33 protein-coding genes and 2 pseudogenes are annotated in these 24,988 nt (G+C 36.3%); 16 read left to right on the top strand and 19 right to left on the bottom strand.

The window, feature by feature from the left end; all coding sequences use genetic code 11:
• Positions 1-118: 118 nt before the first annotated feature.
• Positions 119-568 (bottom strand): NUDIX hydrolase, encoded by a 450-nt coding sequence (locus SJ312_RS05820; protein ID WP_319867177.1) that lies wholly within the window; start codon positions 566-568, stop codon positions 119-121.
• Positions 561-1,211, bottom strand: coding sequence for a 23S rRNA pseudouridine(2457) synthase RluE (gene rluE / locus SJ312_RS05815; RefSeq protein ID WP_319867175.1), 651 nt, complete (start codon positions 1,209-1,211; stop codon positions 561-563). The genes SJ312_RS05820 and rluE overlap by 8 nt, the downstream gene beginning before the upstream one ends.
• 540 nt (positions 1,212-1,751) lie before the next feature.
• Between rluE and icd the strand changes: the two genes are divergently transcribed.
• Positions 1,752-3,005 carry an NADP-dependent isocitrate dehydrogenase gene (gene icd / locus SJ312_RS05810; RefSeq protein ID WP_004253371.1) on the top strand — a complete coding sequence of 418 codons (1,254 nt, stop codon included), beginning with the start codon at positions 1,752-1,754 and terminating at the stop codon, positions 3,003-3,005.
• 119 nt (positions 3,006-3,124) lie between these two features.
• Here the strand turns inward: icd and SJ312_RS05805 are convergent.
• Positions 3,125-3,316, bottom strand: a pseudogene (locus SJ312_RS05805) (integrase); the annotation flags it as partial.
• On the opposite strand from SJ312_RS05805, the gene SJ312_RS05800 reads away from it, so the two are divergent.
• The 6 genes from SJ312_RS05800 (at position 3,271) to SJ312_RS05775 (ending at position 6,221) form a co-directional block, all read left to right on the top strand.
• Positions 3,271-3,594, top strand: coding sequence for a colicin-like bacteriocin tRNase domain-containing protein (locus SJ312_RS05800; protein ID WP_140172509.1), 324 nt, complete (start codon positions 3,271-3,273; stop codon positions 3,592-3,594). The pseudogene SJ312_RS05805 and the gene SJ312_RS05800 sit on opposite strands and share 46 nt — an antisense overlap.
• Before the next feature lie 118 nt (positions 3,595-3,712).
• Positions 3,713-4,195 carry a hypothetical protein gene (locus SJ312_RS05795; RefSeq protein ID WP_319867172.1) on the top strand — a complete coding sequence of 161 codons (483 nt, stop codon included), beginning with the start codon at positions 3,713-3,715 and terminating at the stop codon, positions 4,193-4,195.
• On the top strand, positions 4,161-4,493 hold the full coding sequence (locus SJ312_RS05790) for an HNH endonuclease (protein WP_319867170.1): 333 nt from the start codon (positions 4,161-4,163) through the stop codon (positions 4,491-4,493). Before SJ312_RS05795 ends, SJ312_RS05790 begins: the two co-directional genes overlap by 35 nt.
• 2 nt (positions 4,494-4,495) lie before the next feature.
• Positions 4,496-4,756 carry a bacteriocin immunity protein gene (locus SJ312_RS05785; protein WP_094960452.1) on the top strand — a complete coding sequence of 87 codons (261 nt, stop codon included), beginning with the start codon at positions 4,496-4,498 and terminating at the stop codon, positions 4,754-4,756.
• A gap of 364 nt (positions 4,757-5,120) precedes the next feature.
• Complete coding sequence (locus SJ312_RS05780; protein WP_004253374.1) at positions 5,121-5,471, top strand: hypothetical protein; 351 nt, start codon at positions 5,121-5,123, stop codon at positions 5,469-5,471.
• Between the two features lie 18 nt (positions 5,472-5,489).
• Positions 5,490-6,221: a hypothetical protein gene (locus SJ312_RS05775; RefSeq protein WP_094960453.1), complete on the top strand. Its 732-nt coding sequence runs from the start codon at positions 5,490-5,492 to the stop codon at positions 6,219-6,221.
• Positions 6,222-6,290: 69 nt separating this feature from the next.
• On the opposite strand, the gene SJ312_RS05770 is transcribed toward SJ312_RS05775, so the two are convergent.
• Positions 6,291-6,533 carry a Rap1a/Tai family immunity protein gene (locus SJ312_RS05770; protein WP_036957627.1) on the bottom strand — a complete coding sequence of 81 codons (243 nt, stop codon included), beginning with the start codon at positions 6,531-6,533 and terminating at the stop codon, positions 6,291-6,293.
• Between the two features lie 278 nt (positions 6,534-6,811).
• Here SJ312_RS05770 and SJ312_RS05765 point away from each other — a divergent pair, with 278 nt between their 5' ends.
• Positions 6,812-7,171: a hypothetical protein gene (locus tag SJ312_RS05765; RefSeq protein ID WP_004253383.1), complete on the top strand. Its 360-nt coding sequence runs from the start codon at positions 6,812-6,814 to the stop codon at positions 7,169-7,171.
• 34 nt (positions 7,172-7,205) lie between these two features.
• Here the strand turns inward: SJ312_RS05765 and SJ312_RS05760 are convergent, their stop codons facing one another.
• Entirely contained in the window at positions 7,206-7,532 is a 327-nt protein-coding gene (locus tag SJ312_RS05760; RefSeq protein ID WP_096863875.1) for a hypothetical protein, read from the bottom strand.
• A gap of 126 nt (positions 7,533-7,658) precedes the next feature.
• Between SJ312_RS05760 and SJ312_RS05755 the strand changes: the two genes are divergently transcribed.
• Both SJ312_RS05755 and SJ312_RS05750 read left to right on the top strand, forming a co-directional pair.
• Positions 7,659-8,225: a hypothetical protein gene (locus SJ312_RS05755; protein ID WP_110591820.1), complete on the top strand. Its 567-nt coding sequence runs from the start codon at positions 7,659-7,661 to the stop codon at positions 8,223-8,225.
• A gap of 140 nt (positions 8,226-8,365) precedes the next feature.
• Positions 8,366-8,737 carry a DUF4113 domain-containing protein gene (locus SJ312_RS05750; RefSeq protein ID WP_226616959.1) on the top strand — a complete coding sequence of 124 codons (372 nt, stop codon included), beginning with the start codon at positions 8,366-8,368 and terminating at the stop codon, positions 8,735-8,737.
• 265 nt (positions 8,738-9,002) lie between these two features.
• On the opposite strand, the pseudogene SJ312_RS05745 reads toward SJ312_RS05750, so the two are convergent.
• From SJ312_RS05745 to SJ312_RS05730, 4 genes and pseudogenes are all read right to left on the bottom strand, one after another.
• Positions 9,003-10,118 (bottom strand): annotated as a pseudogene (locus SJ312_RS05745) (SAM-dependent methyltransferase); the annotation flags it as partial.
• A 40-nt stretch (positions 10,119-10,158) separates the two neighbouring features.
• The gene (locus SJ312_RS05740) at positions 10,159-10,416 is read right to left on the bottom strand and encodes a YjhX family toxin (protein ID WP_071585852.1); all 258 of its coding nucleotides are present in this window, start codon (positions 10,414-10,416) and stop codon (positions 10,159-10,161) included.
• Between the two features lie 479 nt (positions 10,417-10,895).
• Positions 10,896-11,126 carry a helix-turn-helix domain-containing protein gene (locus tag SJ312_RS05735; RefSeq protein ID WP_096863878.1) on the bottom strand — a complete coding sequence of 77 codons (231 nt, stop codon included), beginning with the start codon at positions 11,124-11,126 and terminating at the stop codon, positions 10,896-10,898.
• A gap of 55 nt (positions 11,127-11,181) precedes the next feature.
• On the bottom strand, positions 11,182-11,505 hold the full coding sequence (locus tag SJ312_RS05730; RefSeq protein ID WP_004253408.1) for a helix-turn-helix domain-containing protein: 324 nt from the start codon (positions 11,503-11,505) through the stop codon (positions 11,182-11,184).
• A gap of 822 nt (positions 11,506-12,327) precedes the next feature.
• On the opposite strand from SJ312_RS05730, the gene SJ312_RS05725 reads away from it, so the two are divergent.
• On the top strand, positions 12,328-12,684 hold the full coding sequence (locus tag SJ312_RS05725) for an MmcQ/YjbR family DNA-binding protein (protein ID WP_165119709.1): 357 nt from the start codon (positions 12,328-12,330) through the stop codon (positions 12,682-12,684).
• A 47-nt stretch (positions 12,685-12,731) separates the two neighbouring features.
• Here the strand turns inward: SJ312_RS05725 and tam are convergent, their stop codons facing one another.
• The 3 genes from tam to SJ312_RS05710 all read right to left on the bottom strand — a co-directional run bounded on the left by tam (position 12,732) and on the right by SJ312_RS05710 (position 14,985).
• Positions 12,732-13,490, bottom strand: a complete 759-nt coding sequence (gene tam, locus SJ312_RS05720) for a trans-aconitate 2-methyltransferase (protein ID WP_153673352.1) — start codon at positions 13,488-13,490, stop codon at positions 12,732-12,734.
• Positions 13,491-13,557: 67 nt separating this feature from the next.
• Complete coding sequence (locus tag SJ312_RS05715; RefSeq protein WP_319867165.1) at positions 13,558-14,445, bottom strand: PhzF family phenazine biosynthesis protein; 888 nt, start codon at positions 14,443-14,445, stop codon at positions 13,558-13,560.
• 330 nt (positions 14,446-14,775) lie between these two features.
• Positions 14,776-14,985: a hypothetical protein gene (locus SJ312_RS05710; RefSeq protein WP_004253420.1), complete on the bottom strand. Its 210-nt coding sequence runs from the start codon at positions 14,983-14,985 to the stop codon at positions 14,776-14,778.
• An 829-nt stretch (positions 14,986-15,814) separates the two neighbouring features.
• Between SJ312_RS05710 and SJ312_RS05705 the strand changes: the two genes are divergently transcribed.
• Positions 15,815-16,204 (top strand): nuclear transport factor 2 family protein, encoded by a 390-nt coding sequence (locus SJ312_RS05705; RefSeq protein WP_096863880.1) that lies wholly within the window; start codon positions 15,815-15,817, stop codon positions 16,202-16,204.
• A 91-nt stretch (positions 16,205-16,295) separates the two neighbouring features.
• Here the strand turns inward: SJ312_RS05705 and SJ312_RS05700 are convergent, their stop codons facing one another.
• Both SJ312_RS05700 and SJ312_RS05695 read right to left on the bottom strand, forming a co-directional pair.
• Positions 16,296-17,138, bottom strand: coding sequence for an MBL fold metallo-hydrolase (locus tag SJ312_RS05700; RefSeq protein WP_272574627.1), 843 nt, complete (start codon positions 17,136-17,138; stop codon positions 16,296-16,298).
• Positions 17,139-17,345: 207 nt separating this feature from the next.
• Positions 17,346-18,998 carry a methyl-accepting chemotaxis protein gene (locus SJ312_RS05695; RefSeq protein WP_110591813.1) on the bottom strand — a complete coding sequence of 551 codons (1,653 nt, stop codon included), beginning with the start codon at positions 18,996-18,998 and terminating at the stop codon, positions 17,346-17,348.
• A gap of 357 nt (positions 18,999-19,355) precedes the next feature.
• Between SJ312_RS05695 and SJ312_RS05690 the strand changes: the two genes are divergently transcribed.
• Complete coding sequence (locus SJ312_RS05690; protein WP_004253427.1) at positions 19,356-19,694, top strand: GlpM family protein; 339 nt, start codon at positions 19,356-19,358, stop codon at positions 19,692-19,694.
• 211 nt (positions 19,695-19,905) lie between these two features.
• Complete coding sequence (locus tag SJ312_RS05685) at positions 19,906-20,244, top strand: hypothetical protein (protein WP_226616956.1); 339 nt, start codon at positions 19,906-19,908, stop codon at positions 20,242-20,244.
• 46 nt (positions 20,245-20,290) lie between these two features.
• Here the strand turns inward: SJ312_RS05685 and SJ312_RS05680 are convergent, their stop codons facing one another.
• Both SJ312_RS05680 and SJ312_RS05675 read right to left on the bottom strand, forming a co-directional pair.
• Positions 20,291-21,073 (bottom strand): class I SAM-dependent methyltransferase, encoded by a 783-nt coding sequence (locus SJ312_RS05680; protein ID WP_110591812.1) that lies wholly within the window; start codon positions 21,071-21,073, stop codon positions 20,291-20,293.
• An 85-nt stretch (positions 21,074-21,158) separates the two neighbouring features.
• On the bottom strand, positions 21,159-21,650 hold the full coding sequence (locus SJ312_RS05675) for an N-acetyltransferase (RefSeq protein ID WP_110591811.1): 492 nt from the start codon (positions 21,648-21,650) through the stop codon (positions 21,159-21,161).
• A 134-nt stretch (positions 21,651-21,784) separates the two neighbouring features.
• Here SJ312_RS05675 and SJ312_RS05670 point away from each other — a divergent pair, with 134 nt between their 5' ends.
• Positions 21,785-22,129 (top strand): DMT family protein, encoded by a 345-nt coding sequence (locus tag SJ312_RS05670; protein ID WP_094960466.1) that lies wholly within the window; start codon positions 21,785-21,787, stop codon positions 22,127-22,129.
• A 43-nt stretch (positions 22,130-22,172) separates the two neighbouring features.
• Here SJ312_RS05670 and SJ312_RS05665 read toward each other — a convergent pair whose 3' ends face one another.
• Positions 22,173-23,324: a pyridoxal phosphate-dependent aminotransferase gene (locus SJ312_RS05665; RefSeq protein WP_110591810.1), complete on the bottom strand. Its 1,152-nt coding sequence runs from the start codon at positions 23,322-23,324 to the stop codon at positions 22,173-22,175.
• Between the two features lie 279 nt (positions 23,325-23,603).
• Between SJ312_RS05665 and SJ312_RS05660 the strand changes: the two genes are divergently transcribed.
• The gene (locus tag SJ312_RS05660; protein WP_110591809.1) at positions 23,604-24,107 is read left to right on the top strand and encodes a DUF1543 domain-containing protein; all 504 of its coding nucleotides are present in this window, start codon (positions 23,604-23,606) and stop codon (positions 24,105-24,107) included.
• 40 nt (positions 24,108-24,147) lie between these two features.
• Here the strand turns inward: SJ312_RS05660 and SJ312_RS05655 are convergent, their stop codons facing one another.
• Together SJ312_RS05655 and SJ312_RS05650 are read right to left on the bottom strand one after the other, a co-directional pair.
• Positions 24,148-24,486 (bottom strand): hypothetical protein, encoded by a 339-nt coding sequence (locus tag SJ312_RS05655; RefSeq protein ID WP_004253447.1) that lies wholly within the window; start codon positions 24,484-24,486, stop codon positions 24,148-24,150.
• A gap of 189 nt (positions 24,487-24,675) precedes the next feature.
• Positions 24,676-24,900, bottom strand: a complete 225-nt coding sequence (locus tag SJ312_RS05650) for a hypothetical protein (protein ID WP_094960468.1) — start codon at positions 24,898-24,900, stop codon at positions 24,676-24,678.
• Between the last annotated feature and the right edge of the window lie 88 nt (positions 24,901-24,988).

The raw sequence follows: 24,988 nt of genomic DNA, 5'->3' as shown, positions 1-24,988 counted from the left end.
AATATCTCACTGCGGAAAAATCAAGCCCCATACTTTAGCATGTTGTTCCCGCATTACACCAGAGTTAGAGGGGAATATTATTGCTTGGTGAAATCTTCACCAAGCAAAAGTTTAGTGCTTAACGATAATGATCGCCGTAAGCTGTTAAGATGTCGAGAGGATAATGTTTTCCTGTGAGAAAACAGCGTAAACTTTCAGCCACTAATGGTGAACGCAGGCAGTTGCTATCTATAATTTCTTGGGCGGTCAGCCAGTGGCATTCGCTAATATCACTGTCTTGTGGCTGTGTTTCACAAATGGATTCAAGTTCTACGGCGAACAAAAAGCGGATAAACTGGGTTTTATCTGGGGCAATCCATTGGTGAATTTTAATTAATTGTGTTGGTGTGGCTTTGATTCCAGTTTCTTCTAGTAATTCACGTTCGGCGGCTTGCAAAATCGTCTCACCAGCTTCTAAGTGCCCAGCGGGTTGATTCCAAGTGGGTTTGTCATTTATCAACTCTTCCACGACTAAAAATTTGCCTTGAGCATGCACAACAGTTGCTACAGTCACATTAGGTTTAAACAACAGTTATCTCCTTCCATTCGCCAACTGAAAGATTTCCCAAATTAAATTCACCAATCTGATAGCGAATTAGCCTAAGTGTTGGAAAACCTATATTTGCCGTCATACGACGGACTTGCCGATTACGTCCTTCATATAAGGTGATTTTTAACCAACTGATCGGGATATTTTTACGTTCCCGTATAGGCGGGTTTCTTTGCCATAGCCATTCTGGTTCATCAACTAGTTCGATCCCTGCGGGGAGCGTTGGACCATCATTTAATGTTAATCCTCGCCGAAATTTTAGCAATGCATCTTCGCTGGGAATACCCTCTACTTGAGCATAGTATATTTTTCCTGTTTTTTTCTGTGGTTGCGTTAAACGAGCCTGTAGTTTTCCATCATTAGTTAAAATTAATAGACCTTCACTGTCCCTATCAAGACGTCCTGCTGCGTATACATCGGTGATTGGAATATATTTTTTTAATGTATCGCGGCCTTGTTCATCAGTAAATTGAGGTAAAACATCAAAGGGTTTGTTAAATAAAATGATTTTAGTTGATGTTTGCGAACTAACCGAAATCCGCTTAGTTCTATGCTTTAACGCAGTAGAGGTTGGCGAGTAACGATTTTTTTTCGGAACTGATTTTTTGTTCGGTCTGTTCATGGTCATTCAATGAGAATTTATTAGTTTTAATTTATGGCGGTTTATCCTATCTAGTGTAGGAGATTTAGCGGTTTGATCCTAGAACGTATTTTTCATGGCGATGTAATATTTAATTAACAACTTTAAAAGCATTTAAATCAATAAAAACAATTTTTCATTTAAAAATAAGTACATATGAGTTTATTTGGATGACGATAGTGTGAGCGGAACGTATTTTTAATTTGAGTTAACTTGCTAGTATTATTTGTTGTTAGGAAAATATTTTAACAAAAGTTAAGTCATTCGCTCAAATGCGTCGTTGACAACTTTTCATCGTGGTTTGATTTATTTCTAATAATGGAATGCTTAAATTAATTTATTGATTTAACAGTGTTTATAAATAGTTATTTGATTAACTTACAAGATAAAACAGTACGTTAAATGCGATCGGCATTGAAGCTTAGATGAGTAATCATTGGCGTTCGACGCAGATTGAAGTAGTATTGACACGTCTCTTACAAAAAATTAACAAGCAAAATACGCAAGTGAAAGGAGAGGTTAATGGAAAGCAAAGTAGTAGTTCCGGCAGAAGGCGCTAAAATTACCATTGATGCAAAAGGCAAACTAAACGTTCCGAACAACCCAATTATCCCTTATATCGAAGGTGACGGCATTGGTATCGATGTTACACCAGCAATGTTAAAAGTGGTTGATGCGGCAGTTAAAAAAGCCTACAACGGTGAGCGCAAAATTTCTTGGATGGAAGTTTACACCGGTGAAAAATCTACACAAATTTATGGTAAAGATGTTTGGTTACCAGAAGAAACCCTCGATTTAATCCGTGATTACCGTGTTTCAATTAAAGGTCCTTTAACAACTCCTGTTGGTGGTGGTATTCGTTCCTTGAACGTTGCACTACGTCAACAACTTGACCTGTATATCTGTTTACGTCCTGTTCGCTACTACAAAGGCACGCCAAGCCCAGTTAAACAACCTGAATTGACGGATATGGTTATTTTCCGTGAAAACTCTGAAGATATCTATGCGGGTATTGAGTGGAAAGCGGGTAGTGCAGAAGCAGACAAAGTTATTAAATTCCTGAAAGATGAAATGGGTGTGACTAAAATCCGTTTCCCACAAGACTGTGGTATTGGCATTAAACCTTGTTCAGAAGAAGGCACAAAGCGTTTAGTTCGTGCAGCAATTGAATATGCTATTGATAACGGCCGTGATTCAGTGACTTTAGTTCATAAAGGTAACATTATGAAATTCACTGAAGGTGCATTTAAAGATTGGGGATACCAATTAGCACAAGAGGAATTCGGCGGTGAATTATTAGATGGCGGCCCATGGGTTAAAATTAAAAACCCTAAAACAGGCAAAGATATCATTGTTAAAGATGTTATTGCAGATGCTTTCTTACAACAAATCCTGCTGCGCCCAGCTGAATATGATGTTATCGCGTGTATGAACCTAAATGGTGACTACATTTCTGATGCATTAGCAGCACAAGTCGGTGGTATCGGTATTGCACCAGGTGCGAATATTGGTTCTGAATGCGCATTATTTGAAGCAACGCACGGTACTGCACCTAAATATGCAGGCCAAGATAAAGTTAACCCAGGCTCTATCATCCTTTCTGCTGAGATGATGCTGCGCCATATGGGTTGGACTGAAGCGGCTGACCTAATCGTTAAAGGTATGGAAGGCGCAATCGAAGCTAAGACTGTAACCTATGACTTCGAACGTCAATTAGAAGGTGCTAAATTACTGAAATGTAGCGAGTTCGGTGACGCTATCATTAAACACATGTAATTTATTACGTGGTGTGATTAATAACGGGAGCTTAATAGTTCCCGTTTTATTTTGCCTAGAAAAATTCTTCTGCAAAACCCCTGCAAAACTCTTCTGCAAAACAGGCTACAAAACAATCGTTATTTTATAGCTAAAACCTGCCAATTTTTTCCTCGGTCATCATGATATTTATCGGTCATTTTCTGTGACTTATGGCCAAGAAGTTTCTGAATATTGATACCTTGTTCTCGATAGAGTCTTTCCGATAAAGAACGTTGTTCATGAAATGAAGGTGCTGATCTTTCTGGCCATGTTAACCCGCATTTATTCTGTTGAAATTGCACCAGGTAAACCGGCATTACAGATTGAAATGACGGATAAAAAGCCGAGTGCATCGTTTAAAACACCGTCTTATGACAATGTTAAGCCAGAATCGGTTATTCCGAGTGTAACGTCTGAGACATATCAGGGGATTGTTGATTTTGGTGGCGACCATGCGCCAATTTATATTTCAATATCGAAGAATCCAACGACTGCACAAGAAAAACAACTGATTGAGAAGCTAACCGAGATTGGCGTGCTTTATATCCAGCTGAAGCTGCAGAATTAGATTGGAAGCAAGCAAGTAGCGAGTTATCACAAGCAGATGTAGATGCTCAGACACTCAGACAGCAAAAAGAGAACTCGATAAAACTAAAAGCTCTCCGGAAGGCGGTGCTTTAACTGATGTGAGTAAAAATCCTTTACAAATTAAACAGTCAAGTCAGGTAATTTCTAGCGTATTTGGTATTGAATATATTGAAAAAATTGATAATCAAAAAGCATTGTCATATTTACTCAATCGTAATCCTGAAGATTATGTTATTAACATTTTGAGTATTGCTAGCGTATATGGATATGAGACTGATGATGGTAGCGAACCTGAAGTTCTAATTGATGATCCGGAAATTTATGAGTCTATTGTAGAGCGTTTCACATTAGCAAAAGAGCGACTTTTAGACGCTGAAAAAGCAATTAAAGAAGCAGAGAGAAAGCTGGGCATAGCTTTAGAGAAAAAGAAAAAAGCCGAAGCTAAAGAAAAGAAAGCGAAGGATAAAAAAGAAAAAGAAGAGAAGCGTAAAAAGCCTGGCACTGCTACAGGAAAAGGCAAAAAAGTTGGCGATAAATGGCTTAATGATGCCAGTAAAGAAAAATGGTGCTCCTATTCCTGAGCAAGTAGCTAATAAATTACGAGGTAAGAAATTCAACAGTTTTGATGAGTTCAGGAAGGCCATCTGGGATGAGATATCAAAATTTCCAGAATTGATTAAAAACCTTAGTAAGAATAATAAAACTCTTGTTTCTAAAGGATACTCGCCTTTTGCTAGGAAAAAAGATCAAGTTGGTGGTAGAAAGGTACATGAGTTGCACCATGACAACCCAATTAGTGAAGGGGGAGAAGTCTATAACATGGACAATTTAAGAGTTACGACCCCGAAAAGACATATTGATATCCATAGAGGTAAATAAGAATGGAACTAAAAAATAATATTACTGATTATACAGAATCTGAATTTTTAAAGTTATTAACAATTATTTGTAATGCAGATACAGCAAGTGAGGAAGAACAAATTAAGTTTGTGACTCACTTTGAAAAAGTAACAGAGCATCCAAGCGGAAGTGATCTTATTTACTACCCAGAGGATGGAGCCGATGATTCTCCAGTCGGAATTTTAAAAACAGTCAAAGAATGGCGGGCTAAAAATGGCAAGCCTAGTTTCAAAAAAGGCTAAGAACTACTGCTAATGGAATAGCTAAACATAGAGCATCAATGATTTAAGGATGAATCATTGATGCTTATCCTCTTGCCATTTCAGGTTATGGATTTGCTTAACATCAAAAATAAAGCGGCCGTATTTAATGATATTCAACTGATGGAGTCAAAAGCTTTAGAATTGCTCCATAAAAATAGAGCGAAAGCTGAACCACCATGTTCAAGACGCTTATAGACTCTTATAAACGCTTATAAATGTCTATATGACATACAACTGGGGTTGTTAAGTTAGCTTAAACACTTTAATATGATCGCAGCTATCTTAAGCATATTGCTTAATTACCCGTCAAAATGTCATTAATCTAAACTAACAAGGGGGCTATATGAGAACTGAACATACCAGATCTGTACAAACAATTAGCCATGCAACAGAACTTGTTAATACATTTTTTGATGATAATACTGAAAAGTTTTTCTCTGTTCGTCGCCTTAGTATGAGAAAGGATCCGAATAGACAGTTGTTTATTGTTACTATCGAAAATGATAACAAAAGCGATGAATATGAAATTGTTCCTTTTGCTGAGTTATCATATCGCCAAAAAAAGATTAATATAGTCGTTGACCCTAGCACGCAATATCCAGAACTAAATCAAAGCATAACTGATGTGATTGAAAAAATTAAATCTTCAATTCTTGGTTACATGTCAAATTATCAGAAGTTGTCTGTCCATTAATAAGATAGTGAGAATGGAATGGCTCCAAACTTTACCAGTAGTTACTCAAAGGATCTGAATAGAAAGCCAGAATGTGAAAGAGAAGATGAGATAGAGTCTTTCCATTATCTTACTGTTGAGGGCGATTTACTAAAAATCACGGAATACGCTCTTACTGGCAGCGAGTTTCATTATTACTCTAAAATTGTCGCATTAGGTTGTACTACTGAAGGTTTTTATGCAGACCATGCTGAGTTTTTGAGAAGTCACCGATTTTCTGATGAACATATCATTGGTGAGCTGCTTGAGTTAGGAATGCACGCGGAAGAAGATGATACTTTAATTGGGCGTGTTGCTTATAATGACTTCACTTTTTTTGATGGTTCAGCGATAAAGACAGGTAAGCAAATTAGGGGCGTGGCTATTCTTGATGATTATCAGGCTGGTGGCGTAGCTCGTAATGTTTATAAGTGCTTGTTACTGAAGCATGAATATATAGTATGTGATAACTTACAAACTATAGGTGGTGGTTCGTTGTGGGTGTCTGGCATGACCAGTATTGGTGAAGTAAGGATCTATGATACCATCCAAAAAAAATTCATTGATGTGCTATCAAAGGCTGGCTGTGGGTACAACGGTATAATCCCGTGGAGTGCAGAAGGCTTATCTCAAGCGGATATCGCTAAATGGGAGCCTAGGAAGTTATCAATGGACTCATGTCACCATATAGTAAACATTATCAGCAAAGATAGAATTTACAATATTGACTAATGTATTAACAGCTAAACCCACTTCGGTGGGTTTTTTATTGCCTAAGTAGAGGGGCCTCACCCACAGACCTTATTTCTTCGGGCATGGCCATGCACTAATAAATGAATCCACTACCTGATGACTTGCTTGCTTGTTACGAGCTTCAGGTGAATTCTTTAGGTGCTTGGCCGCAACATCCATAGCTTGGTTCAAAGTAACACTACGTGGTGGGCAGAAAAGAATGCCTGAACCAAGGTCAAATGTTCCCGCAATATAGCCCGAGTACATACCCGATTTAACAACATCGTTAGCATCTAACAGAGTGTCATTCATTAGACGCTCCCTTGCTTGACTATATTCATGCACAGAATTCCCATCCCAAAGGTAATTTTGAGCAAAAAGTGGCATAGGGATTAGTAGGAGAAGTAAAAGTTTTTTCATTAGAAGTCTCAGAGAATAATTAATATTTTAGTGTTTTGGTAGGGCGCAAAATATCATATTTTCTTATACTTTAAAAATGACAAGTCTAGCTGGCCTAATTCAGCGGTTTTTATTGCCTGAAGCTTGCATCTATCCTAGAATTTACGTACTTAGCTTAAATGTGGTGATGTATGAAAAAGGGATTGGTGGTATTGCTTTTAGGTCTAGCTTCGTTTAGCTCATTTGTCAGCATTGCGAGTGTTGGCGCTAATGAACGGCCTGAAATTACAGAAGATGATGTAGTGCCAGATATGGCGGCAAGTATTAATCGACAGAAAGCACTTCTATGTGGTGCGTTTGAAAAACATGGCAACATACGTACTTGTAAGCGTTTAGTTGATAACATGGTTGCTTTGGCTTATTCCCAAGGCGAAGCTAGCATGGGCTGTAAGTTAAAAGCAGATGACCCGAAGTATAAGGAAATACCAAATATTGAAGAATACTGCGATAAAGCTAAAAGTCTAATTAGCAACCTAAGCCCTAATGATTAACCTGCTTCGGCAGTTTTTTTGTTATGAGCATCGATTAAGGATATATCCAAGACTCGGGTTTATCATAAATACCACATTCATCATCCATTACTTTAGCATGTAGTTTTTTGGCGATTTCTAGCATTTTTATATAGAGGGCAGTATCAGGCCATTTGGTATAAATCCTACCTTCGTACCAGTCAAGCCAAGGTTCTTCGTAGGTGCTATTACCGAACCATAAAGCGTTAAACTCACCGTTAATAGCATTTATTTTTAGCTCTGGGTCTTGTTCAACAAGCGCTAGCCACTCATCGCTACTGATTGGACTGCTTTCACTATCAAACCAGCATTCAGCACGAGTAATATGAAATTCTACACCCATAAAGTCATCCTTATTGAATTAGTGAAAATAAAATATCACTTAAATACATAATCTGAAAGTGTGCTTTGCTTCAATTTGCATCCTCGCTAGGCTAACATTACTGAAACTAATTGATGGGATGGTGAGATGAAAGGATACGTAGTTGCTAGTTTGCTAATGATGACGTGCTTTGGTTCTGTTGCTGAAAATAATAAAGATACCGCTCCATTCGGGTTTAAATGGCAAGCATCGGTAGATGAAGTCAAAGAAAGTATTTCTGGCAATTACATCATTGTTAGTGAGGAAGTTAGTTGCCCAATAAGCAAGTTAAAACTAATTAAGGCTAATGAAGAACACACAGGCAGTTGGGTGTATGAATTAGGGTTCTTTACTCCAAGGTCAGGCGATAAGTTCATAGGATTGAACGAGGTTAGCTATAGCAAATCATCAAAAGATAAAAAAGCTATTGATGAGGATTTTAAAAATGTGCGGGCTGAGCTCACAAGCCGCTATAAAGAAAAAGCCAACGAGAGCAACACGCCAGATGAAATGTCATTCACCTATAATAGTCCTTATGTAACTGGTTTACTTGCATACGAGGATGGCTATGCAGGTTGGCAGGTAACCACGATTGTACTAAACACACCGACTTTAGATAGAAAAGAGTGGGCCGAGGTGTACGATAAAGCAAAATCTGAGTGCTTTAAGCAGTAAGATAAATAGTTAGTGTTAATTTCTGTCTAGCCCGTCCTTGGGCTAATTTCATTGCATTACCCAGCGATCATTGACCCAACTGGCAGGGCTGTCTTCAATATTTACAATCCAATCAGTTGAAGGTAGCAACGAAGTTAACTGTGAAAGTGCGTCAAGCCAATACTCAATTGATTCCATCAGTATACCCCAGCAGTGATACCAGGGATATTATCAATGCAGCAATGCGTGGGTTAAATACTATTTGGCGTGACGGTTACCGGTATTATAAAGCAGGCATCATACTATCTGATTTTACCGATTCAGATATTACTCAGTTTGATATGTTTTCAACACAAAAACCATTTCGTAATAATGATGAGTTAATGAAAACATTAGATGCCATTAATAAGAGCGGGCAGGGTAAAGTGTGGTTTGCTAGTAAGGGCGGCGATAGCGGATACAAAATGAAAAGAGAAATGTTATCGCCTGCTTACACAACAAACTTTGATGAATTGCCAGTGGTTAAAAGCTAAGAAATGGGCTGAGCGTTTTAAATGTATTGCTGAATAAATAAAAGAAAGCAGGGAGAAGAGCTGTGAAACACAAACAATATGGACTTTGCTTTTTGGCCTGACACAACTAGGACACAGAGCCAAATTGAATATAATTTTCTGCTCTGCCTTAACAATAGACATAGCTTGTATCCTTTGTAATCCAGTTTATAGGGAGCAGAACAATACATTTGTTCAATGCAAAGAAGAAGCCCCGGTATTTCCAAAAAATACCGGGAGTCTGTTGTTACCTGGCGATGAGTGCAAACACACCCCAGCCAAAGTATTCCCGCGTGTAAGTCACGTGACGTTTCGGCGAGACCGTTAGCTCGGCCCTGACTTCTGCGGCAAAGTCGTCGTCAGGGTTAGCTTCCAACCAGCGGCGCATGGTCAGCCATTTCGCGGCCTCATACCGGTCCCAGCCTTCTTGGTCTGCCAGCACCATTTCCACTACGTCATAGCCGAGGCCGTCGAAAGCGCGGATAAGTTCAGGTAACGTCAGGAAATCAGCTATTGCGTTAACGCCACAGGCCTGAGCTATCTCTTCCGCTGCTGGTAGCTGACGCCAGTAGGGTTCGCCGATAAGCATGAATCCGCCCGGCTTCAAGCTCTGAGCCAGCAGCCCGACGGTCCCAGCAAACCCACCAGCAATCCATGTCGCCCCGATGCAGGCGACAACGTCGAATTTCTCCTCTGCAACATACCCAGCGGCGTCGTTATGTATGAACTGAACCCGGCTGCTGACGCCGAGTTCTTCCGCGCGGCGTTTAGCCTGTTCGCTGAACAACTGGCTCATGTCGATACCGACACCAGTAATGGCGTGATCCCGGGCCCAGGTACAAAGCATTTCCCCCGAGCCACTGCCGAGGTCAAGAATGCGAGCATCCGGCTTCATACGTAGTACATGGCCCAGCGTGGCGTACTTCTCTTCGGTGAACGGGTTGTGGATGCGATGTTCGCTTTCACTTATGGTAAAAATACGTGGGATATCCAATGCTGAATTCCTTTTATTGTGTTGAGTATTAAGAGGAAGTTCCTCTATGTTTTTTGCTTTTTCAGCCAGCAGAGCAAATAGCTTTCCTTCAAATGTCTCGCTGACTGGCCAGTCGTGGCTTTCAGGAGGAGGAAGCAGGGTAAATCCGACATTATCGAGCAGGCTGAAGTACTCGTCATTGCTCAAGGCCGTCATCTGGCTGCCGAAACGGGTGGTATGACCATTTGCTTCAGTTATTCCCTGACGTTTAACTTCTTCGAAAGTATGGACTTCAGTGAGTAGCCGATCATCAGGCTCCAGCCGTAGTGCGCAGCGGCTGATGATGGTGCACGCATCCGTCAGTTCTCCAAACGTCATCATGATGAAATCGAGCGACCTATCAAGGGTATTGAAATCCATTATGCTCTCCTTAGCGGTTATCAAGCTGTGCACGAACATTATTCAGCCCGGTGGTGTTGATACGGTACGGCTGACCGTTGACGGACTTGATAAGTTTTTTAGCTTTGAGTTTTTTGAAAGTGGAGAGGGTGCAGTCGGTGAGCAACAGCCCTTCACGGGTGTAGCATTCAACGGCGGTGATGCGACCAGACGCATCGCGGACGTGCGCGATACGACCACCTTTAGCGAGAACGTGTAAGGTACGTTGTTCCTGACGGGATAAATTCATACTGGAAAACCTGTTTAATCATCATGTGCAAAATTCGCAAACACACTGCGGTGTTCGCATTCGATTTCGGCGCATTGATAATCAGTTCGGCCTGAAAAGGTCGATAAACTGATTACCGGATGATTACATTCTCCAGCATCAAAGCCTCGGGTTGAGTTGAAAGGTATTTACAGGGTTAATGTTAACACACAATTTAAATATGGGTATGTACAGTACAATAAAGTGTGATTTACTTCATCAAATTCCTTTTTTAACTTTGGCATGCTCCCCCGTTCATTCACATAGAATGCTGTTAGCAATGTCTGTTCCTCGAACAGAGCAGCACCATGAGTTCTGTTTATGGTTAGTTTAGTGCCAGAAGATGAATCCTAAGTTTTACTCAACTTAATGGCTTAGTTTCAAGTCTAAGAATAAAGAAAATTATGGGAGGAAGGTTAAAAGGCTAGCAGGAGCAAGCCTTCTAACGCGGGAGATATTGTTTAATTTCTCAGATAAACATTTAAAAATACGTTTATATGTATATTAAATATTTTAGATATGATTATTAGATGATCTGCATAAATTGAAGTATTTCCACTTTCATATTCGTTATAATGGCTGTCTGTAATATTTAGACTATCTGCCATTTCATGAGTTGATATTTTTTTATTTACTCTAATGTTTCTTATATATTCACCAAGGTTCTTATTTCTTTGTGTGGTTTTTTTCATTATTATCTTTCTATCTATTATATTGGTGTTAGCGCAGTATTTTATTTAAATTTATTTACAGATAAAGGTATTGATTTCTACGTGGCAATGAATTTGAATATAAACGCAATCCTAAATTAATAATTTCGCCATCACTCTCTAATTCTTTTAATAAAGAAACAAAGAAGGATTCGACACTAATATTTAATTTTATTAAAAATAGTAAAATTAGGCTGAATGATATAGTATTAATACCATTTTCATAGCGTGAAACCTGCTGTTGGCTGACATGAAGTAATTTGCTTATGTCTTCTCCGGTCAGGTCATTTTCAATGCGTTTTTGTCGTAAATAATTTCCAATTAAGATGTTTACTTTGCTATTTAAAATAGCACGATCCATATTAACCTCTATAGTGAGTAAGAATTTTCTGAGATAAAAATTAGTCAAATAATAATATTAAGTACAATCGTTTATAACGCTTGATGGAATATTTTTCATCGGTATAAACGATTGATACGAAAAAATCAATCGTTTGATTTTATTTTTGTTTGGACTTAATTCCATGATAAATAACAATTAATTTGATATTTCTTGTTTTTAAAATATTACAAGGCAAATGAAGTGGCAATTGCGAATACACGCAATAAGAGTATTTGCGGTTTCATTTTTTATGGTATCTTGAATATTAACTTCAATGATTAAATTATGCTTATTGTTTAGTATTTTATTTATTTTGTATTTACATTCGATTTTTCTTATTTAATTTATACATATAATAATATTATCATTTACAACGCTGTATCATTTTTGAAATAAAATATTATCAATTGAAATATTTTGTTACAATATAACTGGTTTACTAGTGATAAAACAATCTGGAAAATTTTCTTATGTGCTGATTTTATCGTAAATAATAATGTGCTTATATTAAATCTAGCCGCAATTATTTAGAGTATCGGCAGTGATTTTATATACTTGAGGAGATTAATTATGGAGGTTAAATTTTCACTTTATGTTTCAGTATGAAACTATTTCTTGAGGGATACAATGGTGGAATTCATACAGCTATACTGCTTTTTAGTGATATATAACGTATAACTATATGCAGATACTGTGTAACCCGAAGTCACGCTTTTTGAAAAAAAGGTAGTGAACTAGAAGAAATGCAATAGTGAGGATGGCTGATATGGCTGAAGCTCATTAATGAACTGGAGTGATAACATGAACCGAAGTGAATTGGTTGATTATATTCAGCATAATTATGGCGTGGATCCTGAGACCCCTTGGGGGAAGTTCCCTGAGTATATTGTTTTTAGGAGAAGAAATAACGCAAAATGGTTTGCAGTTATTATGCGCATTTCATCAAATAAATTAGATACAAATAAAAATGAAGAGATGGTTAATATCGTCAACCTTAAAGCTCCCCCTGAACTCATTGGCTCATTGCGGTTAAAAGACGATATTTATCCGGCATATCATATGAATAAAGAGCATTGGATTACGATAAAGCTGCCAGGGAGCCTTACCGATAGTGAACTCAAAGAGTTAATCGAAGATAGTTATAAGTTAACAGCATAACAGTTTATTATATTGCACCCCATCCTTAGGGAAAGTTTCTATACTAGCTAGTTAAGTTTTTTAGCAATGATAAATAATCGAGGAAATGGCATTAAAACATAGCCATTATCTTGTTTTGGGTAAGTTTCTGTTAATAATTCATGATAACGTGCGAGAAATTGCTCTTTTTGCTTTTTATTTAAGTTTTCAAGGTAAGGCCTCAACCCTGTTGCTCTTAACCAATCAATGATTGAATCAATAGATGGCATGACGTGGTAATAAGTTGTTTGCCATATATCAACAGAGCAGGTAGCTGCTGAAAGCAAATCATAATATTCAGTTATTGATAAAAGTGCTGTTCTATATATCGCAGAAATGGATTGCTCATTGGCTACTTTGCGCATTAAAGCATGTGTGGGTTCATTCCAATTATTTGGCATCTGAATGGCTAAAATACCGCCACTTTGTAGTTGGTTAACTAGGTGAGGAAATAATACCTTGTGATCAGGTAACCATTGTAAGGATGCATTGGCAAATATAAGGTCCTGCTTGGTTTCAGGAACCCAGGTTGCGATGTTCGCTTCTGTAAACTGGCAATCAGGAAGATTCTTTCTCGCTTCAACTAACATAGCGGGAGAATTATCAACTCCCATTATTCTTGCTAATGGATACATTTCACGAAGTATCTGAGTTGAATTACCGGGCCCACAACCTAAATCAGTTAAATTACATGCGTTAGAGACATGAATATGACTGAGTAAGTCGTATGATGGACGAGTTCTTTCCCGCTTAAATTGTAGGTACAAGTCTGGGTTCCAATCTTGCATGTGTGAGCCTCATTGTATTATTAGATGATTAAATCATAACCTATGGCTGAGCATATTGTATTTCTGGCTAAATATGAATTATTTGCGTACCCATCAGAGCAGCTTGACCACCAACTTCTACCTGAATAATATTTTTTGTTTGCGAGTTAATTGTTACTTGAATTAATGACGGGCATCCCATTGCACGACCTTGTTCAAACAAAAAATGAGTTTCATTTGGTAAAACATAATTGACCAAATAGCAGCCAAGGGCTCCGCTAGCACTGCCTGTTGCTGATTCTTCATTTATTCCGTAGAGCGGTGCGAAATTTCGACAATGTGCTGTGGTCGAAGAGTTATGGTTTAGCTCAAATACATGAAAACCGATAGCTTTGAATTCACGACTTAGCCTTGCTATTGCCTCATAATTAGGCTGTAGCAAATCTAAATGACCAGCTTTAACTGGAATAATAATGTCGGGTAACCCTGTTGAAACTATCATGATAGGTAAGCCTGTTTCAGCAATAACTTCGTTAGTTATGCCAAGGGCTGTTGCTACTTCATTGATACTGGGCCCATTGCGTAAGGTTGGTAGTGTTTGCTCCATAACGATGTTATTTGGGCTAACAGACACGCTCAGAATACCTGCTTTGGTTTTTTGAGTGTAAAGCCCATCAGTAAGTTGCTTAAGTGAAGCTAAAGTAGAAAACACAGCTAATGTGGCATGACCACAAAAATCAACTTCACCTTCAGCAGTATAGAAATCTACTATAAAATCAGTTTCTTCGCCGTTATAGACAAATGCAGTTTCTGAAAAACCGACCTGCCGCGCAATAGCAATTTTTTGTGAAGTGCTGAGTTTTGGCGGGTTGAGGACAACACCTGCTGGGTTACCACCAGAATTATTTTGTGTGAAAGAATTGACAAGGTATACCAGGATAGCTTGCTCAACTGAATTGGTATTTTTATTTTGCATGGGGATCTTATTGATTGGTTAAAATTTAACAAGAAGTATAGACAATATATTAGCATTAACTCATTGTATAATAGAATAAATATAAACAATCTATTGAGATAACATGATAGCGATGCAGAACTCAATATTATAAAGAGTTAAGTTGAAGTTGATTGAAAATTTGATATAAGTTGGGTGATTTATTTTGATGCAGGTGAAAATAATTGAAATATATGCTGCATAAAATTATGCGGAAGAAATATACAAAATCCTTCAAGACCTAGATGAATAGTAAAAAATTTTATTTATATGGCAATAAAACTTATTATTACCTAAGCTAGGTAATAAGCCTCAACCATTAGAGCAATGTTCAAAGCTATGTTTAAGTTGTTTAATAGCATATTTTTCTATGTCTCTTAAATTCATATTCATGGTATCCAACCCTTTGATATCCATTTTAAGTGTATGAGTGGAGTTGTCGTCACCGATCAAAGTTATATGCAAGCCTGTAACTTTTGTATTTTCTTCTAATATATTTACTTGAGTTAGATTAAATCGCATAAAAGTACCTTTTATGTAAATTATAATTATTAATTAATTTACTCTAATTGCATGTTTATTTCCTTTACAAATAGTTAAAAATTGTAACTGTCATTGTTCTTAAAATTATCATAATAAATATATAAATTTCTCACGATTTATTACTTAAGTTTAAGTTATGGAGACGTCACCACCTATAGTATCCATGATAGATGCCTATTCCGTTGAATAATCGTCCGATTTATCCAATAAGATCTAGTGGGTAGCAAAATGAGGAAAATATCACAGGTTATTGAAGGGCGTTGTTTCTAAGGTATGCCATCATTTAGCAAAAAAAGCCCCTGCAAGCAGGGGTATCTAATGGAAATGTATATTTATAGTTATTGTTATAAGGTGCCTATTGCTTAGATAGGCTATCAGATAATACCAGTGATTAAGGATTAATCCAAATCAGAGTAAGCATAAAATTAAAATAAATGTTTTACAGGGAGGCTTGCGTTTGAAATTACTAAGCAACTAATTGTTTTTTAATATTAATTTCTTTTTTTAGAACCTAATTCCGAGTGAGTGTAACTACATGATATCTAATGCTTATGATTAACTTATTGAGAATAATACATAAATCAAACTAAAGTTGGCGAGATGAATGTAAGGTTTTGACTGAATACAAAAACATAATAAGAGTAAAAACGAGTATTATTTTATAGATTATCTCACGGACAAATGGGAAATTATTGAAGTATAGTATAGGAACATAATTAAAAAGACAATTAAATCGGTTTTGACTTGAAATATAAAATATTACTCCCATAACAGCTATAAATAATCTTTTTAATGTAAGGGATAAAAGATGACTAATGCACAGTGGGTAATACAAGCATTAAATGCGGTATTGGGTGAGAATATTGGTTCATTGCCTGTGGCTAAACAGTATTTTTCGGATAAATATATTCAAGTTGTTGATGGAAAACAAATTGATTTTAATGAATTTATTGCACATCTGCAGGTATTGAAAGAAGCCACTGAGTCGATTGTTATTACTATTAAATCTATCGCAGAGGGGGATGGATGTGTTCATACTCAACATCTGGCAAAAGCCACTAAAAAAGATGGTTCAGTAAGTGAATTTGAGGTATTCGCTTGTTTTCAAATAGAAGATGGAAAAATTACCCGTTGCGAAGAATTAACAAGAATGGTTAAAGGTAATAATACTGATGAAGATTTAGGCTCAAGAACCTAAATCTTTATTGCTTGTACAATACTGAATACTACTATTGTGGGTAAAACCTATATTAAAACAAGGTTTTACCTTACTTCTATTCTATCTTATATTAACTTGGGTAAATTAACTGTAATCCAGTACCAACTTCTTGTACTGGTGCATATTTTGCCAAATGTATTTTTGCGTTGAGATCTGTACAGTGGCATGGGTGTATAAATTTTATATCCTGCTGGTTAAAGTAATTACCTGTTTTTTCCAAAATTTCTTTTGATGCTTGCTGTAAATGAAATCCACCTATGACAGTGACAATATTATTTATGCCAGTTACATGCTTTGCATATTCAGTAATATTACAAATTCCAGAATGAGAGCAACCCGTTATTACAATTAGGCCTTCAGACGTTTTAATTGCAAGTGCTGAGTCATCAAACACATAGTCATCAATGATATTATGATTGAAGTCGAGTGTAGTACCAATTGGCTCTTTTCCCTCAAAACTATTGAGTCTAGGAATTTGGCCTAAAAAAATCATCTTTTCAGAAAGATAGTATGGTTTTGTCGCTTCTATACAATGAAAATAAGAAGCTAAAATGTCTTTAGATGTATTTGTCCCGATGACTTTAGATTGAAATTTTTTGGGAATTAGCGCATCCGGATGGTATATCAGGTGTTTAGTTTCAGGTGCTTCAATGTTACGGCGGTCAAAGTGTTGAATTAGGTGACCTAAGCCCCATGTATGATCATTGTGGCCGTGAGAAAGTACCAGGTCAGTAATATCGGCAAGATCAATATGTAAAATATTCGCATTATCAATAAATATATCTGAATAACCTGTATCGAATAATATTTTTTTATCATCAGCTTCGATATAGTAGCAAACACCGGGTTCACCACAAAAATAACTATCAATCAGGGTATTATTATCTACAAGAACAGTAATTTTTATTGTCATCATGAGCTCATGTTTAATAGAAGTAATCGTAGTCTGTTGTATCAGATAAACAGTAACAAATTACTAAATGGCAATAAAATATAATTATAAAAATTGAGGAAATGAGAGGAATACGAGAAAATTATAAAAAAGGTCGGAGGCGACTATCGACAGCCAACCTCCTAAATAAATTGCGATATAAGCTTATACATTGCTAGGCAAATTTTTTTACTTCTTTACTTCTTGTTGAATTTCATCACCTGTTTCATGGGGATTGGTTGGCTCTGTATGAAAAATAGACATAATATCTTCTAATAGATCTGATTGAGCTTCTAAAGCTTTTAAGGATGATTGCAACTCACGAGTCATAGCTGCATTCGCTTGAGTGGTGTTATCTAATTCATTGATTGCTAGATGTATTTGACTCACCCCATGGGTTTGTTCATTTGAGGCAAGCGCAACACTTTGGATCATTTCATTGATATTAGATGTGTCTTGTGCAATTGAAACGATATTGTCATTTGCATCCGCTGCTAATTGGAAACAGTGGTTAATCTTATCATTTGAATTATTAATCAATAGCTTGATTTCTTTGGATGCTTGAGTACAACTAATTGATAATTCGCGCACTTCATTTGCGACGACCGCAAACCCTTTGCCATGTTCACCCACTCTGGCAGCTTCTACAGCGGCATTCAATGCTAATAAATTAGTTTGAAAAGCAATATTATCAATGGTTGAGGTGATTTTACTGATTTCTTTTGAAAAATCGACGATATCATCCATATTTTCTACAACATCAGAAATAAGTTCATTGCTTTTTTCAATGGTTACACTTGTCTCTGACATCAATTGGCACGATTGGTTGGTGTGAGCTGTATTTAATTTAAAAGATGAATCGAGTTCTTCGACACTGGCTGCGGTTTCGACAATTGCCGCGGCTTGTTGATCTGCTCGAATAGAAAGGTCGTGATTCATCTGGGTGATATCTCCAAGCTCAACTTTTATATGATGAGTGTTGTCATAGATATTTTTAACGATATCAATCAGCTTACTTTGCATATTAGATACATGCTGTTTAAGTAATTTAATTTCATATAAACCTTTGTTATCAAAGGTATGATATAGAACGCCATGGCTAACTTTCTCAATACCATCAATAACTTGGTTTAGTGGGCGAATAAAGAAAAACTGTAGGATAAATCGAATAAATAGAGTCACGAGGATAACGATTGAGATAGTAACGATTAAGCCAATCAAACTTTGCTTATACAATTGCTCACTTGCAAGAGCAATATCATGATAATTACTATTTAACTGTTGATGATAATTAACGTAGTTTTTCTCAAATGTATCTTGAAACCCTTGAGTAGGTTGGTTTAAAAAGTCATATGTTTTTCCTTGAACTAAAAATACAGAAAGTTCATTCAATGCAGCATATAACGCTTTATATGATTTTTCTAGTTCAGCAAATTCATCACCGTTTTTATAGATTGAGGCGGATGTGAATGCATCCCAATAGTTTCCTGTTTCTGTTATTTTTTTATGATAAAACTCGATGAGGCTATCTATGTCAGTGTTTGATGTTTTCATCTTATTGATAACCAATAAATGACGAGAGCTAGCGCGATTCAATGTGTTTCGTGCTTGTAATAAAGATTGCCACGTATTATTCAGTTGTGTTTGTTCATTATAAATAGTGTCGAGTTTGGATAATGTCTCTTGATATTGCTTTAAAGAACTAAAGAAAAACCAACAGGTTGAAAGAAGAAGGACGATAAGCAGGCCTGAAATAAACCAGACTAGAGTTGTCGTTTTAAAACCAGAAAAAGAGAATTTAGGTGAACTAAAATTAATTTTTTTTAAATTACCAGACATCATTGATTATTTCCTTTCATACCATCGAGTAGTATGTTTGAACGCATACTAAGTACGACTTCTAAACATAACATGATTAACCATGAGCAAATCGAAGCTGTCCGATAGCTAAAAAGTTATATGTAGTCACGCGGAAGCATCAGGCGTAGGGACTAAATGAATGTATCGGCACTAACTCTGGATACTTTATATCCAACAATTTGACTTAGCTCATAAAATTGAAAGTAATTAAGGGGTTTTACTGATCGAGAGAGAATGGGAGGAAATAATTGTTGTACATTGCTACTTAGAATACAGTTAATTTACGAATTATTTGTGATAATAATAGTCAACCTTTAAAACTTTGGCTTTGAGTGCGGTATGCTTTCTTTATTCTTTAAATGCCTTTTAGGCGCTTTAGCTGTATTGATTATTGCACTGTTTTCGCGTAGTAAAATTTACTATATTGCAGGTTTAGTTCCATTATTTCCTACATTTGCATTAATTGCACATGTTATCGTTGTACAAGAACAAGGCACAGAAGCACTAAGAAAAACGGCATTGTTTGGGCTGTGGTCACTCATCCCTTATGCAATGTATTTATTAACGGTATATTTGCTAGCAACGAAAATGACGGCTTGGGGAAGTTTAAGTATTGCAACTGTTATTTGGATAATAACAGCAGCAATATTGGTTTATATATGGCAACTCACTCAATAAATAACATAGGGAGAAATAATTAACTGTAAATAATGATAAAACTAAACTATCACGATAAGCTGATAGCTTAAGCCTTATGGGCTATAGTCGCAAAAATCTAAGTATTAACTATAATGATAAGCAGTGTTTTCCATTGAGTTGTACAGTTAAAATGTTATTAAGAACCTTGGTATTATTATTAGTTGCTGGTTGCGCGTATATTGCAGGAATTATGACTGAAATTAAACTTGATCCTGAGTTAGATACTGAAGGTCGAGTGAAAAGTTCTGTCGAAGATTTTCTTGCTTACCCCTCAGCTGCAAATTATAAAAATGTTCAATACTATGTATTGACCAAAAGTGAAGAGGGGGATGAAACTGGCTATTATTGTGGCGAAGTCTTTGGTTTTGAAAATGAATTACCCCATGGCTATAAAAGGTTTATCGTTAGACTCCATAAAAATAGAGCTGGCAAGGTAATGATATCCATTCCTTTTGTAGAAAAAACAGATGATATTATTCCCGCAGAGCAATTTGAATCTGTGTGGGACAGGTATTGTAAAAGAAGCTAATTTAATATAGCTCGTTGAGTGACAAACAAAACGAGCACCAATAATATTAATTTGTTTTAACTGCCATCGTTGCTAGGAATGTGGGCAGATAATTATCAACGACAAATCGTGGATTAGGTTGCCAGTCTTCTTTAAAGCCAGTGATATAAAAGCCTACCTTTATTTGCCCTCCAATAAGATCTGTTAATGAGTGACCGAACACAAAAGCTTCTCGCCTTGCTTGCTTTTGCGCTATTTGCTCTGTTGATAGGGTTGATAGCTCGGAGTACGGCATAGTATGACTTGGTTTTATTATGCCTTGCTCATCATATCGCTTATCACGTTCTCCAATGAAAACAACAGGATTAAAAAAACTGGATAACAGTCGTCCATTTGGTTTTAAAACACGGTAGCATTCTTGCCAGACCGGGTTAACATCTGGAATATACAGGTTAGAAATAGGGTGAAATATTATATCAAATGATTCATTCGCAAACATGTGTAATGAGCGCATATCACCTTGAACAATCTCTAATGTTAAATTATCCCTTTCTGCCACCATTTTGTCTTGCTCAAGCTGTTTTTGAGAAAAGTCAAAAACAGTCACATTCGCCCCTGCGGCAGCGAGTACTGGAGCTTGTTGTCCTCCAGCAGAGGCTAAGCAGAGAATTTTTTTATCTTTTACATCACCTAACCAAGCGTCATCAACAGGAGTTGGAGTTAGATGAACCTGCCACTTTCCTTTTTTAGCTTCATTGATAGTTTTGGAATCAACGGGGGTTGACCAAGCAAGTTGCGATTCTGCTTGTTTATCCCATGCTTTTTGGTTGGCACTCATGAAATCTGTCATAAAAAGACCTTCTGCATACAATAATTTGTCACAGTGTAGCAAAAAATGAGCAAATTGAAATAAAAATGTACCGGTTGGTACATAATTAATTTCCTACCATTAAATGATATGAGGTGCCATTAAATTCAAAATTAGTGACATTACTCATTCCTATCTTCTTATGTGCAAAAAGGGACCTAAGATTATCTGCATTGATAAATGCAATAGGCTTTCCTTGGTTATACGAACATACGCTATCAAAAAGGATCTTTAGAATATTTTTTCCTCTATAATTTCTATCAATACAAACAGGGCCATAGAACCAATTATTCTGTATAATTTCCGTATGCTGTTTAATGATCAAATGTGCTATAGCGGGTAGGGATGAAGAATGAGGATCAAAGCTAAATACGACTGCGATAATTTTATTTCCATCTCTGGCTATAACAGTAGTTAGACTCCCTGAAAACATAGCGTTGACTTTAGCTTGAGGATATTCACCGAGTAACCCACCTTGTTGGGATTCAGAATTAGATTGCAATAATTGAGCCACAGCAGGACAATCTGATTGTGTCATTAATTCATATTTAATATTCATTATTCCCTCGTAATGATTGCTAAATACGTTTAAATTTATGATATGAAGAGTAGCGGGATTTGTGGGAGCACATTGTAATGTGTTACTTCTAACCCCATAATATCGGTTATTTATTCTTTGTCTATTGAATCAGTATGTTAACTAAATTTTATCCAGTATTTTTACTTGTTATTTCAAATGTATTTATGATGTTTGCTTGGTATGGACATTTAAAATTTACAACAAAGCCACTGTATGTTGTTATTTTCTTTAGCTGGTTAATTGCATTGGTTGAATACTGTTTTGCGGTGCCAGCTAATCGGTTAGGGCATCAGTACTACAGTGCAGCTGAATTAAAAACAATGCAAGAGGTGATAACACTCTGTGTTTTTGTTCTTTTTTCGGTGTTGTATTTAGGTGAAAGTTTTACCATTAATCATTTAATAGGTTTTATTCTCATTTTTGCGGGGGCCTTTTTTATATTTAAGGGGCCATTTTAACAAAAAGAGCAGTTTGAGCTGCTCTTTTTGGATTTGACTTAGTTTATACCCATCCTTTTTCATGGAATTGTTTCAGTATTACAACAAATTGCTGCATTTCCTCGGGGGTTCCTAGCGTTAATCTATTCCAGCCAACCGCTGGTGGAAATTCACGACCTACCATGACATGAGCATCAGCCATACGTTGTTGATAGGTTTTTACGTCCCCTTTAACTTTATGGAAAATAAAATTAGCCTGTGATGGAGCATATTCCAGCCCGATTTTGTTTAATGCTTTTTCTACGATTTTTCTCGATATATCGTTGGATTTTAGGCTGTATTGAATAAATGATTTATCCTTTAGTGATGCAATCGCAGCAACCGCACCTGCTGTATTAGTATTATCAATAGATAAAAACGTATCTACAGCAGCAATAATTTCGGGAGTTGCGACCCCATAGCCGACTCTTAAGCCTGCTAAGGCAAAAATTTTAGAGAAGGTACGTGTGACAATCAGGTTGTTTTGACCTTTTTTGACTAATTCAATAGCACTTGTAAAGTTCGGGTCTTCAACAAACTCAGCGTAAGCTTCATCAACGATAAAAAATGTGTTGTCAGAGTCTTTACTCAGCCACTTATCAAGCTGGCTATAAGGCGTGATCATTGCCGTCGGATTATTTGGGTTACAAATATAGACCATTGATAAACCATCAAAGTCATTAGCGGCTTGTTCCATTTTTGCTAAGTCAAATGATAAATCGGTTTTTAAAGGAATTTTCGTTATCGTCACCCCTAATGGTAGGGAGTATAGCTCTGCATAATTGAATGTTGGGTCAGGTGTGACGAGCTGAATATTGATACCCCGTTTCTTCGCTTTATTTGCCAACATCGCGACAGTGGCTTGAATGGTTTCAGATGAACCATTGCCTATACTAATGTTCTCATCGGATAAACTGTAGAGCTCACCAATATTCTTCTGTAATTCAGCACGAGCATCATCAGGGTAGCGGAATGCATTAGGTAATGCCTTAATGATAGCTTCTTTAGCCTTTTCGGACATCCCTAATGAGTTTTCATTGAAATTCAATAGTAATGGGTGTTTTTCACTCGGTAAGACAATGTTACTATTTTGTGCAACCGCATGATTAAACAATGAATTAAGCGCAAGCCCACCAGCCACTAATGAGCTGGATTTAAGAAATGAACGACGATCCATAGTTATTCCCTGAAATTATTATTTTTGAATGTATTAGATTACTCATAATTATCTCAAAGTAAATAATTATATAGATAAAATGACTTTTTATTCACTTTATTGTTTGGGTTAACTATTTCAAATCATTGCATAGGAAATTCAACCTTATCTATTTAATTGATATTAAAAGATAAAATTTTTTAACTCGGGAGTGACTAGAATAATAAGTAATTGTGCTATGAATTAAATTCGTTATATAATAATTTATATGATGATTATTTGGCTATAATAGGAACAATAATGAAGCTATACATGTTTTATGTGGGTGGTAACGCAGGTAAGTCTAATATTGAAGTGCATGATGTTCAGTTTGTGGCAGCAGAGCAACCTACAGATGCTTGGCCGACATTAAGAGAAAATTGGTTTGGTGATAAAGACAAGCTCCATATTGATGGCTATGCAGTGATTAATTGGGCAGATGGGTTTGAAATAGAATTACGAAAAGAACCCTCAACAAGTGAATATCGCCTTTATTTTGTTAATGTAGGTGGATATATTCCAAGCAACCTTGCGGAATTACACGAGTTTGATTTATTCGTTGCTAAAACTGCACATGAGGCTAAACAAAAAGCACTTCAGGCGCTATTAACAAATAGTCAGCAACAACATAAAGATAATTTGAAAGATGTGGATGATTGCTTATTACTACAACAAGTTGGTGATTTTTATATACATCTAACTGAAAATAAAAATGGAAATCACTTTATTCCTCAGTGGCAAGGTTACCAGCCAATCGGAATATAAAATAATACCAAGGGTAGTGTTATTCTACCCTTGGTAAAAATTACTGACCTTGTACAGGGGTATTAGGCGTAATTTCTACAACTGCAACTTTAACCATATATTGTTTACCATTTTCTCCTTTAGGAGCATCTGCAGCAATTTTTTTCAGTGTTTCATCTGGCTGAGCTGTTTGAATTGATGTTGAATACTGCATCATACCACGGTGACGATTTGCATAATTAGAGTGACGATAATTATCACAAGGTCTATCATTATATTGGTGTTGATTTTGGTACCCACCACGGTGCCATGAACCATTCCCATCCCCTGGGTAAGCAAATGTTGAAAAACTGATAGCGATTAAACTTGCACTAAGAATTAATGGCTTTAATATATTCATGTGATATCTCCTTTAGAATATTTATTAATTATCATTCTGCCATTCTAATTATGTAATTCAATTACATTTACTTATCTAAATGAATAAACCATAATTCAGTCACTTTATATTCATTGTTTCTTCACAATGAAAATAGTTTGTTAATGAAATGAGAGTGAGGTTAAATTATAATTCTCTGTTGGTTTTGTTTTATTGTTTTTCATTGAAAAACTTAGCGAGTTTGCTGATTGATATAATTGATGCAACGGCAATATCTTTATTATAATCATCACATAATACTAACAGTCTATCGATGGCGGCTTCTTGTTCAATTGAACAAATATAATCACCTAATGCATTTATTGCAGCTATTTTAACATCATTGTTATTGCCATGAGTTAAGTTAACGAGATTTTTAACGATCTTTTCTTTCATAAAAATAGATTAAATTAGTCTAACAGTATAGAGGTTAGTATAAAACTAGCTAACAAAATAAAAAATGTTTTTTTTATTAATGTTAAGT

Source organism: Providencia sp. CIM-Carb-044 (assembly GCF_033901115.1).
GTDB lineage: Bacteria > Pseudomonadota > Gammaproteobacteria > Enterobacterales > Enterobacteriaceae > Providencia > Providencia hangzhouensis.
The sequence above is the reverse complement of the archived record's forward strand: the minus strand, read 5'-3'. Positions and strand labels throughout refer to the sequence as shown.

Bases quoted from the DNA above. Each gene is read 5' to 3' on its own strand.
- SJ312_RS05655 (WP_004253447.1), bottom strand. From the start codon at position 24,486: ATGAATATATTAAAGCCATTAATTCTTAGTGCAAGTTTAATCGCTATC.
- SJ312_RS05705 (WP_096863880.1), top strand. From the start codon at position 15,815: ATGACTAATGCACAGTGGGTAATACAAGCATTAAATGCGGTATTGGGT.
- SJ312_RS05665 (WP_110591810.1), bottom strand. From the start codon at position 23,324: ATGGATCGTCGTTCATTTCTTAAATCCAGCTCATTAGTGGCTGGTGGG.
- SJ312_RS05790 (WP_319867170.1), top strand. From the start codon at position 4,161: ATGCCAGTAAAGAAAAATGGTGCTCCTATTCCTGAGCAAGTAGCTAAT.
- SJ312_RS05730 (WP_004253408.1), bottom strand. From the start codon at position 11,505: ATGGATCGTGCTATTTTAAATAGCAAAGTAAACATCTTAATTGGAAAT.
- SJ312_RS05685 (WP_226616956.1), top strand. From the start codon at position 19,906: ATGACTGAAATTAAACTTGATCCTGAGTTAGATACTGAAGGTCGAGTG.
- SJ312_RS05800 (WP_140172509.1), top strand. From the start codon at position 3,271: ATGAAGGTGCTGATCTTTCTGGCCATGTTAACCCGCATTTATTCTGTT.
- SJ312_RS05765 (WP_004253383.1), top strand. From the start codon at position 6,812: ATGAAAAAGGGATTGGTGGTATTGCTTTTAGGTCTAGCTTCGTTTAGC.
- SJ312_RS05715 (WP_319867165.1), bottom strand. From the start codon at position 14,445: ATGCAAAATAAAAATACCAATTCAGTTGAGCAAGCTATCCTGGTATAC.
- SJ312_RS05660 (WP_110591809.1), top strand. From the start codon at position 23,604: ATGAAGCTATACATGTTTTATGTGGGTGGTAACGCAGGTAAGTCTAAT.
- SJ312_RS05755 (WP_110591820.1), top strand. From the start codon at position 7,659: ATGAAAGGATACGTAGTTGCTAGTTTGCTAATGATGACGTGCTTTGGT.
- SJ312_RS05675 (WP_110591811.1), bottom strand. From the start codon at position 21,650: ATGAATATTAAATATGAATTAATGACACAATCAGATTGTCCTGCTGTG.
- SJ312_RS05780 (WP_004253374.1), top strand. From the start codon at position 5,121: ATGAGAACTGAACATACCAGATCTGTACAAACAATTAGCCATGCAACA.
- SJ312_RS05770 (WP_036957627.1), bottom strand. From the start codon at position 6,533: ATGAATGACACTCTGTTAGATGCTAACGATGTTGTTAAATCGGGTATG.
- SJ312_RS05700 (WP_272574627.1), bottom strand. From the start codon at position 17,138: ATGACAATAAAAATTACTGTTCTTGTAGATAATAATACCCTGATTGAT.
- SJ312_RS05650 (WP_094960468.1), bottom strand. From the start codon at position 24,900: ATGAAAGAAAAGATCGTTAAAAATCTCGTTAACTTAACTCATGGCAAT.
- SJ312_RS05710 (WP_004253420.1), bottom strand. From the start codon at position 14,985: ATGCGATTTAATCTAACTCAAGTAAATATATTAGAAGAAAATACAAAA.
- SJ312_RS05740 (WP_071585852.1), bottom strand. From the start codon at position 10,416: ATGAATTTATCCCGTCAGGAACAACGTACCTTACACGTTCTCGCTAAA.
- SJ312_RS05695 (WP_110591813.1), bottom strand. From the start codon at position 18,998: ATGATGTCTGGTAATTTAAAAAAAATTAATTTTAGTTCACCTAAATTC.
- rluE (WP_319867175.1), bottom strand. From the start codon at position 1,211: ATGAACAGACCGAACAAAAAATCAGTTCCGAAAAAAAATCGTTACTCG.
- SJ312_RS05725 (WP_165119709.1), top strand. From the start codon at position 12,328: ATGAACCGAAGTGAATTGGTTGATTATATTCAGCATAATTATGGCGTG.
- SJ312_RS05670 (WP_094960466.1), top strand. From the start codon at position 21,785: ATGTTAACTAAATTTTATCCAGTATTTTTACTTGTTATTTCAAATGTA.
- icd (WP_004253371.1), top strand. From the start codon at position 1,752: ATGGAAAGCAAAGTAGTAGTTCCGGCAGAAGGCGCTAAAATTACCATT.
- SJ312_RS05775 (WP_094960453.1), top strand. From the start codon at position 5,490: ATGGCTCCAAACTTTACCAGTAGTTACTCAAAGGATCTGAATAGAAAG.
- tam (WP_153673352.1), bottom strand. From the start codon at position 13,490: ATGCAAGATTGGAACCCAGACTTGTACCTACAATTTAAGCGGGAAAGA.
- SJ312_RS05760 (WP_096863875.1), bottom strand. From the start codon at position 7,532: ATGGGTGTAGAATTTCATATTACTCGTGCTGAATGCTGGTTTGATAGT.
- SJ312_RS05680 (WP_110591812.1), bottom strand. From the start codon at position 21,073: ATGACAGATTTCATGAGTGCCAACCAAAAAGCATGGGATAAACAAGCA.
- SJ312_RS05735 (WP_096863878.1), bottom strand. From the start codon at position 11,126: ATGAAAAAAACCACACAAAGAAATAAGAACCTTGGTGAATATATAAGA.
- SJ312_RS05690 (WP_004253427.1), top strand. From the start codon at position 19,356: ATGCTTTCTTTATTCTTTAAATGCCTTTTAGGCGCTTTAGCTGTATTG.
- SJ312_RS05785 (WP_094960452.1), top strand. From the start codon at position 4,496: ATGGAACTAAAAAATAATATTACTGATTATACAGAATCTGAATTTTTA.